Raw genomic sequence first — 12834 nt, 5'->3', positions numbered from 1 at the left:
CGACGCGGACACCTTTGCCGATTCAGTCCTGCTTCTTCTTTCGTGTTCTCTTCTGCAGTTCAGGAACAACCAGGGTAGGTACTGCGCGCATCATGAACTTGTCGAAGTCGGGCACGGTGAATGCGGCGTAGCCGTGCTCTGGCGTATAGAGGAGTCCCATGTCGATGAGCTCGGCCCGGGTGGGGCCGAGCTGGGTCGACTCTCGCCCCATGACCTTGGCGACGTCGGAAGCCTTCTGAGCCTCAGGCCCGAGCTCGGCCATGGCACGCATGTAGGCGGTTTGGAGCGGCGTTGCGCGGTCGAGTCTGACTCGGAAGAACGAGCTGTCGAGTTTTGCCTCGTAGCCCTCCCGAGCCGTTTCGACGTCGTCTCGAGTGATCGGAGAGCTTTCCGCAATCTCCCACACCTGGAACCCGAGTTCTTGAATGAAGTACGGATATCCCTGGGAGATCTCGAGCGCAAGAGTGATGGCGCCGCTCTCGAAAGTGACTCCCTCCGCTCGGGACGGTTCGATCAGTGCTTGACGTGCGTCAGGCTCGTTGAGGGAGTCGATCTTCGGAAACTGAAAGAGGCGTTCGGCGTAGGACTTGGCATCGCCGGCAAGCTCTGCGATCTGCGGCAGCCCTGCCCCCACGAAGGTGATCGGCAGTTTCCGTTGCACGGTCTTATGCACCGCCTGGATGAGGGCCTCGAGTTGCCGAGTGCTGAGGAATTGAACCTCGTCGATCAGGATGGCGATTCCTCGTTCACGCTCCTGAGCGATCTCGCTTTATTAGATATCAATAAAACGCTCTAAAGAGAGAAACAGAAGACCCAAACTCCCATCCTCGAGATTCCCGCTTACGTCGAAACCCCCGGCTCCTGACATCGGGAGCAGGGGGTCTCGACACGGCCCCGGGGCCTGGGTGCCCTACTGCCGCGACCCGATCTCGTCGATCGGGCGGGTGCGCATGGCTGCGGTGGTTCCCGCCCACAGCGCCACGAGCGCGAGGGCACCCATCGCACCGATGATGGTCAGAGACCCGAGCGCGGGCAGCGCGGGAATCGGCTGACCCGAGATGCCCATGCTCACCCCGATGAGCGGAGGGATCGCGACCACGACGCCGAACATCATGCCGATCGCGGCCACCAGCACGGCTTCGATCCGCATCATCGAACGCACCTGACCACGGGACGAGCCGATCAGCTGCATCAGGGCGAACTCCCGCGAGCGCTCTCCGGTCGCCATCACGAGCGTGTTCACTACGGCGATCGCGATGTAACCGAGGATCACCAGCAGCGCGATGAGGTTCACCCACCCCTGCTGCGACTGCGCACCCGCACCGGCTGCCTCCTGGCCCGACCCGTCGCGCACGCCGAAACCGCGCTCGGTCAGCGCCGCACGCACGTCATCGAGGGCACCCGGATCGACCGTCGCGAGCGCGAACGCATCCAGGCCGGCCGTGGTGTGCGCGCTGACCTCGTCGGCGGCCATGGTGAGGTCCCCGAATCCGAGACCGCGCTCGTACACCGCGACGACCGTGGCCTCCCACGGCGACCCGTCGCCGAGGTGCCCGGTGACCGTGCCCCCGATGTCGAGCCCGAGGCTCTGGGCGGCATCCGTGCTCACGGCCACCGTCGTGGCGCCGGCGAGGTCGGTGAGCGCCCCCTCACGCACGCGCAGGTCGAGGCTCTGCGCCGCTCGCTCCGGATCGATGCCCTGCAGCACGTGCTCGTCGCGCTCGAGCTTCCCCTCGAAATCGTAGGAATCGATCACTGCGGCGCTGAGCGCGACGCCCGAGGCCTCGGCCACACCCGGGGTCTCGCGGATCGCCTCGACCGCCTCCGGCGTGAGCCCGGTCGGCGCCGTCACCCGCAGGTCGGCGATGACTCCGGCGGTGGCCTGCGTCGCGGCCTCGGCGGCGATGATCGACGGGGCCCCGATCTGCACGAGTCCCAGCCCGATGCCGAGAGCGATCGGCAGGATGGCCGAGGCCAGACGCCGACTGTTCGCCGCGGCGTTCGCCGAAGCCAGGAAGCCCGCGGACGACAGCCGCCGCAGCACGCTGCCGATCAGGCGCATGCTCAGCGACACGAGCCACGGGCCGAGCATGGCGAGCGCGATGATGAGCAGCATCACCGCACCGGCCGCGGCGCCCGCCGCGACCTGTCCACGCACCACGAGCGGCACCGTCGACACCGAGATGCCGGCAGCGGCGAGCACGATCCCGATGATGATCCGCGTCAGACCGATCGCGGGAGCACCCGTCGCCGACTCGCGCAGCGCCTCGACCGGGTCGAGCTTCGCGACCCTCGAGGCCGCGATGCGCGCCGCGCCCCAGGCGGCGGCGAGCACGAGCAGCACCGCGCCGACCGCGGGAAGAGGGCTGAAGGCGAGGGCGAAGTCGCCGGGGATGACGCCTCCGGTCACGAAGGCCGACTGCAGCACGGTCGACAGCAGGTACCCGGGCGCGATGCCCAGCAGCGCGGCGACCGCCGACACCCACAGCACCTCGCGGGCCACGAGCGAATGCACCTGCGACGGACTCGCGCCCACCGCGCGCAGCAGCGCGTAGTCCCGTCGACGCGACTGCACCGACAGCGACAGCGTGCCCGCCACGATGAACATCGCCACGAGGATGCAGGTGCCCACGAAGGCGCTGCCGATGGCGACGAGCATCGAACGCGCCGCCCCCGAGTCGAGGAACTCCACATCGCCACGGGCGTCTCCCGTGCGGGCGACCAGGCCGGGGAAAGCCTCGCGGATCGCGGTGGCCGTCTGCTCGGGGTCGTTCCCGGCGACGAAGACACCCAGCGCCTGCGCGGCACCGCCATGCGGGTCGAGCTGGTCGATGCGGCGTTCCGTCAGGAACACGTGCGTGCTCCGCTCGGGTGCCGCAGGAGCTGCGACCTCCCCGACGACGCGGTACTCCGACGGGATGCCGCCGTGGGCCAGCGTGACCGTGTCGCCCACGGCCTGGCCGCTGCCCGAAGTGACGACGACCTCATCGGCCGCCGCGGGCTCCCGCCCCTCGCGCAGCTCGAAGCCGGTCAGCACCGTGGCCTCCCACGGGTGCGCCTCGACGACGGCGGCTGCGGCGGCACGGGCATCCGCATCCGTACCTGCGCCCTGCAGCACGAGCGGAACGGTCACGTCGGCCACGACGCGGTCGACCCCCGGCAGCGCGGCGATGTCACGCGCCGCGTCGGCGGGCAGCGACGCGCGCTCCCGCAACGGAACGGGGAGGTCCTCCGGCACGTCCACCTGCTGCGGCGCACCCACGACGACGTCGACGGCGGCATAGCGTTCGGGGGCGAGCCCGCCGCGCATGCCGGATTCGACGAGCACGCCGAGGCCCGTCACCAGAGCGCTCGCGACGAACACGGCGACCGCGACTCCGACGAAACTCCGACGGTGGTGGCGAAGATCCGCTCGGACGAGTCGACCCAAGCCCAGCGGCCCCGACATCACCACTCCCCCAATGCGCTCATGCGGTCGTTGATCTGCGCGGGGTCGGCGCCGTCGAGGTAGCCCGCGAAGGCGCCGTCGGCGAGGAAGATCACGCGATCGGCGTGCGATGCCACGACGGGGTCGTGCGTCACGACCACGACGGTCTGGTTCAGCTCCCGCGCCGTGTGCGCGAGCAGGTCGAGCACCTGCTTGCCCGAGCGCGAGTCGAGCGCGCCGGTCGGCTCGTCGCCGAACACCACGTGCGGTCGGGTGATGAGGGCGCGCGCGATCGCCACCCGCTGCTGCTGGCCACCGGAGAGTTCGGAGGGGCGGCGGTGACGGAACTCCGCGAGCCCCACCGCGTCGAGCAGGAAGTCGAGCCACCGCGCCTCGAGGCTCCGGCCGCCGAGCCGCAGCGGGAGGGTGATGTTGTCCTCGACGTTCAGGGCCGGCAGCAGGTTGTATGCCTGGAACACGAAGCCCACGTGGTCGCGCCGGAAGGCGGTGAGTTGACGTGCCTTCAGGCTCGAGATCTCGGTTCCGCCGAGGTGGACGGTGCCGCTGCTGGGCCGGTCGAGTCCCGCAGCACTGTGCAGCAACGTGCTCTTGCCCGAGCCGGAGGGGCCCATGATCGCGGTTAAGGTGCCCTTCGCGATGGCGAGGTTCACGCCGCGGAGGGCGGTGACGCGGCTGGCGCCTGCGCCGTAGGTCTTGACGACGGACTGCAGGCGCAGCGCTTCGGCGGGGCCCGCATCGACGGCGGGGGCGAGTGGTGTGGAGGTCATGATTCGACGCTAGGGACGGCCGATCCGGCATCCCATCCCGCCCGCTGCCGCATCGATGGTGGTGCTGGCTATACCGTGCTCGGCCGACCCCTCCGGCAGACTGTGAGAGTGAAGGACGGACGGATGCGACGCTGGCTGCGCGCCTGGGGATACCTGGCCGTCGAGGCCGGAGTCTCGATCGCGTCCGTGGTGTTCCTCAGCCTCGGGCTCGCCCTGCTCCCGCTCATGATCATCACCGGCGGCGTGCTGCTGATGCCCGAGGCGGTCCGCGGCCTGCACGGGTGGACGGATGTGAACCGCCGTCGCGTCGGCGCCTACCGAGGCGAGGAGCTGCCGCCGATCGGCCACGTGCTGCCGCCCGCATCGACCATCGACGACCGTCTGCGCTTCGCGTTCTCGCGCGCCACGGGTCGCGACCTCCTGTGGCTGGCGGTGCAGGGGATCCCCGTGCTGTTCCTCTCCATGCTGACGATCTCGCTCCCGGTAGCGGCGGTCAACTCGCTCGCCATCACCTACTACTGGCAGTTCGCGCCCGCCGACGACCCCGTCAGCTCCGTGTATCCGGTCACGTCGTGGGAGCTCGCGGCGACGATGCCGCTCGTCGCTCTGGCCTACGCACTCCTCGCGGTCTTCCTGATCCCGGCCGTCGCGCGGCTGGTCTCGTTCGTCTCCGCCCAGCTGCTCACGACTCCCGAGAAGTCGCGCCTCGCCGCCCGAGTCGACGCCCTCACGCTCAGCCGGGCCGCCGCCCTCGACGCGCACGCCGCCGAACTCCGCCGCATCGAGCGCGACCTGCACGACGGGGCCCAGAACCGCCTGGTGAACGTCGTCATGATGCTCGGGATCGCCGAGCGGGCGCAGGAGACCGGGGGCGACGTGCTCGAACCGCTGCGGCGAGCGCAGGATGCCGCGACCGATGCGCTCGCCGGACTCCGCCGCACCGTGCACGACATCTACCCGCCGATCCTCGACGAGCTCGGGCTGGAAGGCGCGCTGGCCTCGCTCGCCGGGCGCAGCGTCGTTCCCTGCACGATCGAGGCGGCCGATGTCGGACGTGTGCCGGCGGCGGTCGAGTCGGCCAGCTACTTCGTCGTGGCCGAGGCCCTCACCAACGTCAGCAAGTACAGCGCGGCGACGCGGGCGAGCGTCGAGGTCGCCCGCGAAGGTGAGGTGCTGCTCATCACGGTCGAGGACGACGGCGGGGGCGGAGCCGTGGAGCGTCCGGGCGGCGGTATCGCCGGCATCCGTCGTCGCATCGAAGCCTTCGAGGGCACGCTGGAGCTCACGAGCCCGGCCGGCGGGCCCACCATCCTGAGAGCGGAGCTGCCATGCGGATCGTGATCGCCGAGGACGACACCCTCCTTCGCGAGGGCCTGGCACTGCTGCTGCGCAGCGAGGGCTTCGACGTGGTGGCCGCCGTCGACAACGCCGAGGGGTTCCTGGAGCGACTCGACGAGGCGGATGCCGCGGTGGTCGACGTGCGGATGCCGCCGACCTTCACGAGCGAGGGGTTGAAGGCCGCCGCCGAGGCGCGCGCCCGCCGACCCGGCTTCCCCGTGCTGGTGCTGTCGGCCTATGTCGAGGACCGCTATGCCGGCGAACTCCTCGCAGCCGGCGCCGACGGTCTCGGCTACCTCTTGAAGGAGCGCGTGGGCAAGGTCGCCTCGTTCATCGACGCCCTCAACCGCGTGGCCGCCGGGGGCACGGTGATGGACCCCGAGGTCATCTCGCAGCTGATGAGCCGCCGTCGCGCCGACGATCCGGTGCAGACGCTCACCCCGCGCGAGCGCGAGGTGCTCGGGCTCATGGCCGAGGGGCTCGACAACGGCACCATCGCCGGGCGACTCTTCGTGACCGAGACCGCGGTGAGCAAACACATCGGCAACATCTTCGGCAAGCTCGGGCTCGCGTCCAGCGACAGCGGGCACCGGCGCGTGCTGGCCGTGCTCGCGTACCTCCGCACCTGACGGCATCCGCCCTGGCGCTCAGGCGCGCTTCGATGCCATGCTGACGAGGATGAAACGCTCCACCAAGATCACCACCGCCGTCGTCGTCGTGGCCGTCGCCGGGCTGTTCGCCGCCGCGGCCCCTGCCGTGGTCAGCGCCGCCCCCGCGGTGTTCGGCGTCGCCTCCTGGGCGTCGGAGCGCTTCGCCGCCGAACCATCGACGGCCCCGACGCCGGCGCCCGAGGATCCGGCCCAAGAGAGCCTCGTCTCCCTCGGCGACGGCATCAGCGTTCCCGCCGGCGGTCCCGGTGACTGCACCACCAATGCGTTCATCAACATCGGGAGCGACGACGGCGAAACGATGCATGCCAAGCTCCTGGGCGAACTCGTCGAGATGGGCGAGTCGGAGCTGGCGAGCGGACCCGTGACCCTCGATGCCGCTGGCGAGATCTTCTCCTACGAGGTGCAGGCCGGCGACAGCCTCATCGCGATCGGCGAGCGCTTCTGCGTCGACTACGTCACCGTCGGCAGCTTCAACCATGTGCGCGGCTTTGAGCCGATCGCACCCGGGGACGTCCTCTACCTGCGCCCGGATCCGACGCTTCCGTTCGTCGACATCTACTCGCCGTACAACGCCGCACCCGGGTCGTCGACCATCCCGTACTACGACGGTGTGGCGGCGTTCTCGACCGCCGTCGCCACCGCAGACCTGGGTGCCGCGCGGTTCCTGTGGCAGCGCCTGGAGAAGGACATGCCCCCGGAGACGGCGGCCGTGATCACGCAGGCGCTGAGCGACGATGATCTGTCGCTGCTCCGCCGCATGTTCCCGTAGCAGCAGGCTCTCTCCCCGCCGGTCCGCCGGCGGTCGTTCCCGCGCGCCCGGAAACCCCTCCCGAACCTCTCCGAAAAGTTCGGTATTCGGTGTTGCTAAGTACCGGTACTCAGTGTTACTTTGTACCGGTACCCAGCAACACTGAGTACCAACCGAAACGAAAGGAGGACCTGATGGGCAAGCAGATGACCGAGATGCTCAAGGGCACTCTGGAGGGCATCGTTCTGGCCCTCCTCGCCGAGCAGCCGGCGTACGGGTACGAGATCACCACACGCATCCGCGACCACGGATTCACCGACATCGCCGAGGGCACGATCTACGCACTCCTGGTGCGCATCGAGCAGAAGAACCTCGTCGACGTCGAGAAGGTCCCGAGCGAGAAGGGTCCGCCCCGCAAGGTGTACACCCTGAACGCACAGGGCCGGCAGGAGCTCGGGGAGTTCTGGACCACCTGGAGCTTCCTCAAGACGCACATCGAACAGCTGGAAAAGCGCAACACCGACAACAAGGAGAACTGACCATGGCCGCGAAGTGGATCGAAGCGATCACCGGATCCCTCGAAGAGAAGAAGCTCTACAAGCAGGCGCAGGCCCGCATCAACGCCCTCCCCGAGCCGTACCGCGAGGTCGCGAAGGCGCAGCAGCGCTACAACATGTACTACGGCGGCGTCACCGACGGCGACACCATCGTGAAGATGTTCCTCGACATCGCCGACCTGTGGGAGCGCGCCGCGCTCGACGGCACCCCGGTCAGCGCCATCGTCGGCGACGACCCGGTCGAGTTCGCCGAGAACTACGCCGCCGCGTACGGCGGACGCCAATGGATCGACAAGGAGCGCTCGCGCCTCATCAAGGCATTCGACGACGCGAAGAAGAAGGAGGAGGAGTCATGACGAATGCAGCCATCTCGGTGCGCGGCATCGAGAAGTCCTACAAAGATCTGCACGTGCTGCGCGGCGTCGACTTCGAGGTCGAGAAGGGCAGCATCTTCGCCCTCCTCGGCTCGAACGGCGCCGGCAAGACCACGGTGGTACGCATCCTCTCCACCCTGCTGAAGGCGGATGCCGGTACGGCGACCGTGCAGGGAGTGGATGTCGCCGCGAACCCCGTCGGCGTCCGCGAGGTGATCAGCCTCACCGGGCAGTTCGCCGCGGTCGACGAGATCCTCACCGGACGCGAGAACCTCGTGCTCGTCGCAAAGCTGCGGCACCTGCCCGACGCCGGGAACATCGCCGACGACCTGCTGGCGAAGTTCCGCCTGACGGATGCCGGAGCCCGCAAGGCCGGCACCTACTCCGGCGGCATGCGTCGCCGGCTCGACATCGCGATGAGCCTGGTCGGTCACCCCGAGGTCATCTACCTCGACGAGCCGACCACCGGCCTCGACCCCGAAGCCCGCATCGAGGTGTGGGACGTGGTCAAGGAACTCGCGAACACCGGCACCACGGTGCTGCTCACCACGCAGTACCTCGACGAGGCGGAGCAGCTGGCCGACCGCATCGCGATCCTGCACGAGGGCCGCATCATCGCCAACGACACGCTCGCCGGCCTCAAGCGCCTGCTGCCGGCCGCCAAGGTCGAGTACGTCGAGAAGCAGCCCACCCTCGAGGAGATCTTCCTCACCCTCATCGGCCCCCAGGCCCCCGGAAAGGAGAACGCAGCATGAGCACGCACTTCGCCGCCGATACGGCGACACTCACCGGCCGCTCCATGCGGCACATCTTCCGCAGCCCCGACACGATCATCACCACGGCGGTCACCCCGATCGCGCTGATGCTCCTGTTCGTGTACGTCTTCGGCGGAGCACTGCAGCAGAGCACCGGCGCCGAGAACTACGTGAACTACCTGCTCCCCGGCATCCTGCTGATCGCGGTCGCATCCGGCATCGCGTACACGGCGTTCCGACTGTTCAACGACCTGCAGAGCGGAATCTTCGAGCGGTTCCACTCCATGCCGATCGCCCGATCGAGCGTGCTGTGGGCCCACGTGCTGACGTCACTGACGGCGAACGCCATCACCCTGGCGATCATCTTCGGCGTCGGATTCCTGATGGGGTTCCGCACCGGGGCGAGCCCGCTCGCCTGGCTCGGAGTCATCGGCATCCTGATGCTGTTCACCCTGGCCCTCACGTGGCTCGCGATCATCGCGGGGCTCAGCGCGAAGACGATCGACGGGGCGACCGCGTTCTCGTACCCGCTGATCTTCCTGCCGTTCATCAGCTCGGCCTTCGTGCCGACCGAGACGATGCCGGGACCGGTGCAGTGGTTCGCCGAGAATCAGCCGGTCACCTCGATCGTCAACACCATCCAGGCGCTGTTCGCCGAACAGCCCGTCGGCGACGATATCTGGGTCGCCCTCGCCTGGTGCGTCGGCATCCTCGTGGTCGCCTACGTGTTCGCGATCATCGCCTACCGAAAGAAGGTCAGCTGATCTTCGCCCAGCGAGACGGGACGCTCCGACCGGGTCACTCGACCCGGCCGGGGCGTTTCGCCGCGCTCGGCGGCGGTTCGGCGTTGCGCGTCGCGCGTTGTGAAGGAGATCTCACGATCTGAAGGAGCTGTTTACGGAAAGGCTCCTTCGAAGCGCGAGATCTCCTTCGTGTCAGGCGGGCGCCGGGTACGCGGCAACGATGAGCACATAAGCGACGGTGATGGCCACGACGCTCAGACCGATTGCCACACCACCGATCACGTGCGGCGATCTCCTCTTGATGAGTGCGATGACGAGCAGGGCGAGGTGTGCGACGAGGATGACGATGAGCGCCACTCTCAGACCGTCGATCGCCAGGTTGGCGACATCGTCCCTGCAGGAAGATGCACACCCATCCATTCGCATCGCAGTGAGATAGACGAGAAGGATGCCACCGCAGGCAACTGTGATCTGAGCCAACGCCCAGAGCCCCGCGGCGACGTAACGTCGCCGCGGCATGCGCTGGATCGCCCCCCACTGGCTCGTCTCGGTCATGAGAAGTCAGTCATCATGTGTCGGACAAACGCTCGCGGTTCGGACATGTAGCCCTTATAGGAGCTATGGATCTGGTTGTCAATCGGCGCCCCGGCCTGGCAAGCCCAATCCTTGGCGCCGCGCTCGGCGGGAGTCGCTTGATCCGACCCACGTGTTCTGAAGGAGATCTCCTGTTCTGAAGGAGCCGTGTGCGGAAAGGTTCCTTCGAAGCGTGAGATCTCCTTCGCGTTGGGTGGGCGGGACGGATGCGGGACGGATGCTGCACGGATGCTGCACGAAGCAGGTAGGGGTGGCACCCGCTCACCGCAGCCCGAACGGGCCGAGCACCACGCGGCGGCGGCTCCGCACCCAGACCACACCATCGGCGCGCTTCTCGGCGTGTGTGGCGAAGCGGTAGCGGTACGAAACGGCCCGGACCCACCGCGGCCGCTCGCCGTCGAAGGGATCGACCCGGATCAGCGCGAGTGTCGGAGCATCCGCTTCGAGCAGTCGGACGAGGAACGCCGTGAACCAGTCGTCGAACGAGTGCCCGAGCGGCAGGAACCACATCAGCCAGTCGAGGCGCAGGTGATACGGCGCGAACTGCCGCGGCATCCGTCGCACGTCCCCGGGCTTGCCCCGGAACTCATACTCCCGCCACTCGACGCCCTCCTCATCGGCTGACCCCTCGACGACGATCTCGATGCGTTCCTTCGTGACCGTGCCGAAGGCGCCGTAGGCGTTGGCGAGCTGCCAGCGGTTGAAGCTCGCGTTCATGAGCTGCCGCCGCGCGAACAGGTTGCGCATCGCCGGCACGCTCACCACGACGTAGAGCAGCCCGACGGCCGAGGTGATGATCACCCAGAAGAGCGGGAGGCCGGAGAGGACCCACGGCGCGTCGGTCGGCGGCGCGACCTCGGCCGCCCCCACCCCCGGCAGCCCGATCGCCGAGACCGCGATGACCATCGTCGCCCAGTTCAGCCACGCGAAGTTCCCCGTGAGCACCAGCCAGGCCTGCGTCAGGATCACGATGGATGCCGCGACTGCGCCCACGATCTGCGGCACCGGGCCATCCACCCACAGCGACAGCAGCGGCGCGAACAGGAAGAACGGCACCACGAGCTGCGCGAAGTGGTTGCCCACCACCTCGCCGCGATGGAACCAGCGCGGCAGCAGATGCGCCTGCCGACTGAGCGGCCCCGGCATCGGCTGCGTCTCGTGGTGGTACATGAGGGCCGTCAGGTCGCGCCACTCGCGGCCGCCGCGGATCTTGATCATCCCGGCACCGAACTCCAGCCGGAAGACCAGCCACCAGAACAGCACGATCACGACCGTGGGCGGCGGCTGATCGTTCGAGCCGAGGAAAGCCGCGAGGAACCCGGCCTCCAGCAGCAGCATCTCCCAGCCGAACGAGTAGAAGGTCTGCCCGATGCTGACGATCGACATGTAGCCGAGCCACAGCGCAAGGAAGCACAGCATCGGCACCCACGGCGGCCCCCACTGCGGGATGCCGATGACGAGCGCCGCCGCGACCACGATCCCCACCACGCACAGCGCGACGAGCCGGCGATCGGAGTAGCGGATGCGCGAGAACAGGGTCGGATGCAGCATCCGCCGCCGCTCCGCCTTCTGGCCGACCCACTCGAGGAGGGCCGGCGCCGGGAGCAGACCGTGCTCACCGAGCAGCGGTCGGAACTGGTTCAGGCTCGACAGGAACGCGACGAGGTACAGCGCCGCGATGCCCCGCTGCAGCACCTCGCGCGCGAACCCGAAGTCGACCGCCGCGAACCCGTCCACGCCCACAGGCTACGCCGCCGGGACCCACGGGGAAGGGGGTTGCGCGCGGAACCCCGCACACAACGAAGGAGATCTCACCCGACGAAGGAGCCCCTGCGCGAACAGGGCCTTCGAAGGGTGAGATCTCCTTCGTATCGCGTGCCGACTCCGAGCGGATGCTGCGCCTCAGAGCCGGTGTGAGCTCGGGTCAGCTGGTGACGGTCCAGTCGAACTGGTCGCCGTACTCCTCGAGCCATGCGTCGACGGCATCCGCTTCCTTGCCCTCGCCGTACTCGTTGACCACGAGGTCTTCGAGTGCACCGTACTGCTCGTCGTCGAGCTTGATCTGCTCGATCAGCTCAGCGGCCTCGGGGAACTCCTCGGCGAAGCCCTTGGTGCCCAGGAAGTGCAGGCCCTCGGCCTTGCCCATGGCGCCCTTGGGGTCTTCGAGGTCCTTCACGGGGAAGGCGTCGTTGGCCCAGAACGGTCGCCACAGCGTGACGACGATGTCCTCCTGCTTGTCGGTCGCGGTCTTCAGCTCAGTGAGCATGGCCGCGGTCGACGAGGTGACGAGCTCGTACTCGCTGTCGAGTCCGTACTCGGGCATCATCTTCTGGGTCTGGGCGGTGAGGCCGGCACCCGGCTCGATCCCGTAGATCTTGCCGTCGAAGTCGGCCGCCTTGCCCTTGAGGTCCTCGATCGAGGTGAGCTCCGAGTACTCCGGGACCGCGAGGGTGAGCTTGGCGTTCTGGTAGTACTTGCCCAGGTCTTCGATGTCGTCGCCGTACTTCTCCATGTACTCGGCGTGCGTGAGCTCAGGCCAGGCCGACGGGTACATGTCGACGTCACCCTGCGCGAGACCGGTGTACAGCGGGCCCGCCTCGGTGAGCGTCTTCATCTCGACCGTGTAGCCGATCTTCTCGAGCTGGTCCTGCAGCAGGTACGCGGTGCTCAGGCCGTCGGTCCACGAGGGCAGGAAGCCCAGCGTGATCGTGCCCTTGTCGTCGGAGCTGCCGTCGCCGCCGCCCGTGCCGCCGGCGCCGTCGCTGCTGCAGCCCGCGAGGGTGAGCGCCGCTGCAGCGCCGAGGGCGGTGATCGCGAGGATCTTCTTCTTCATGTGATT

At 68.3% G+C, this 12834-nt stretch carries 13 protein-coding genes; 7 read left to right on the top strand and 6 right to left on the bottom strand.

The genetic code is table 11. The features are described from left to right. Window positions 1-22 precede the first annotated feature (22 nt). The 3 genes from CQ034_RS18235 to CQ034_RS18225 all read right to left on the bottom strand — a co-directional run bounded on the left by CQ034_RS18235 (window position 23) and on the right by CQ034_RS18225 (window position 4215). Window positions 23-661, bottom strand: coding sequence for a hypothetical protein (locus tag CQ034_RS18235; RefSeq protein WP_258134269.1), 639 nt, complete (start codon window positions 659-661; stop codon window positions 23-25). Between the two features lie 249 nt (window positions 662-910). After that, window positions 911-3448 (bottom strand): ABC transporter permease, encoded by a 2538-nt coding sequence (locus CQ034_RS18230; RefSeq protein ID WP_105712192.1) that lies wholly within the window; start codon window positions 3446-3448, stop codon window positions 911-913. Then, window positions 3448-4215, bottom strand: a complete 768-nt coding sequence (locus CQ034_RS18225; protein WP_105712191.1) for an ABC transporter ATP-binding protein — start codon at window positions 4213-4215, stop codon at window positions 3448-3450. The genes CQ034_RS18230 and CQ034_RS18225 overlap by 1 nt, the downstream gene beginning before the upstream one ends. Window positions 4216-4338: 123 nt before the next feature. On the opposite strand from CQ034_RS18225, the gene CQ034_RS18220 reads away from it, so the two are divergent. From CQ034_RS18220 to CQ034_RS18190, 7 genes are all read left to right on the top strand, one after another. Beyond that, window positions 4339-5556: a sensor domain-containing protein gene (locus CQ034_RS18220; RefSeq protein ID WP_105712190.1), complete on the top strand. Its 1218-nt coding sequence runs from the start codon at window positions 4339-4341 to the stop codon at window positions 5554-5556. Next, window positions 5544-6182 carry a response regulator transcription factor gene (locus CQ034_RS18215; RefSeq protein ID WP_029263193.1) on the top strand — a complete coding sequence of 213 codons (639 nt, stop codon included), beginning with the start codon at window positions 5544-5546 and terminating at the stop codon, window positions 6180-6182. The genes CQ034_RS18220 and CQ034_RS18215 overlap by 13 nt, the downstream gene beginning before the upstream one ends. Before the next feature lie 49 nt (window positions 6183-6231). Continuing rightward, the gene (locus CQ034_RS18210; protein WP_105712189.1) at window positions 6232-6993 is read left to right on the top strand and encodes a LysM domain-containing protein; all 762 of its coding nucleotides are present in this window, start codon (window positions 6232-6234) and stop codon (window positions 6991-6993) included. Between the two features lie 173 nt (window positions 6994-7166). Continuing rightward, entirely contained in the window at window positions 7167-7511 is a 345-nt protein-coding gene (locus CQ034_RS18205; protein WP_105712188.1) for a PadR family transcriptional regulator, read from the top strand. A 2-nt stretch (window positions 7512-7513) separates the two neighbouring features. Next, a complete protein-coding gene (locus tag CQ034_RS18200; protein WP_105712187.1) occupies window positions 7514-7885 on the top strand; it encodes a DUF1048 domain-containing protein in 372 nt (123 codons plus the stop codon). After that, entirely contained in the window at window positions 7882-8658 is a 777-nt protein-coding gene (locus CQ034_RS18195; protein ID WP_105712186.1) for an ABC transporter ATP-binding protein, read from the top strand. Before CQ034_RS18200 ends, CQ034_RS18195 begins: the two co-directional genes overlap by 4 nt. After that, window positions 8655-9422: an ABC transporter permease gene (locus CQ034_RS18190; protein ID WP_105712185.1), complete on the top strand. Its 768-nt coding sequence runs from the start codon at window positions 8655-8657 to the stop codon at window positions 9420-9422. The genes CQ034_RS18195 and CQ034_RS18190 overlap by 4 nt, the downstream gene beginning before the upstream one ends. Window positions 9423-9593: 171 nt before the next feature. Here the strand turns inward: CQ034_RS18190 and CQ034_RS18185 are convergent, their stop codons facing one another. The 3 genes from CQ034_RS18185 to CQ034_RS18175 all read right to left on the bottom strand — a co-directional run bounded on the left by CQ034_RS18185 (window position 9594) and on the right by CQ034_RS18175 (window position 12828). Then, complete coding sequence (locus CQ034_RS18185; RefSeq protein WP_105712184.1) at window positions 9594-9956, bottom strand: hypothetical protein; 363 nt, start codon at window positions 9954-9956, stop codon at window positions 9594-9596. Between the two features lie 300 nt (window positions 9957-10256). Then, entirely contained in the window at window positions 10257-11732 is a 1476-nt protein-coding gene (locus tag CQ034_RS18180) for a lipase maturation factor family protein (RefSeq protein ID WP_105712225.1), read from the bottom strand. Window positions 11733-11919: 187 nt separating this feature from the next. Then, complete coding sequence (locus CQ034_RS18175; RefSeq protein WP_105712183.1) at window positions 11920-12828, bottom strand: glycine betaine ABC transporter substrate-binding protein; 909 nt, start codon at window positions 12826-12828, stop codon at window positions 11920-11922. Window positions 12829-12834 lie beyond the last annotated feature (6 nt).

Source organism: Microbacterium sp. MYb45 (assembly GCF_002979655.1).
Taxonomy (GTDB): Bacteria; Actinomycetota; Actinomycetes; order Actinomycetales; family Microbacteriaceae; genus Microbacterium.
This window is presented reverse-complemented; position numbering and strand designations above follow the sequence as displayed.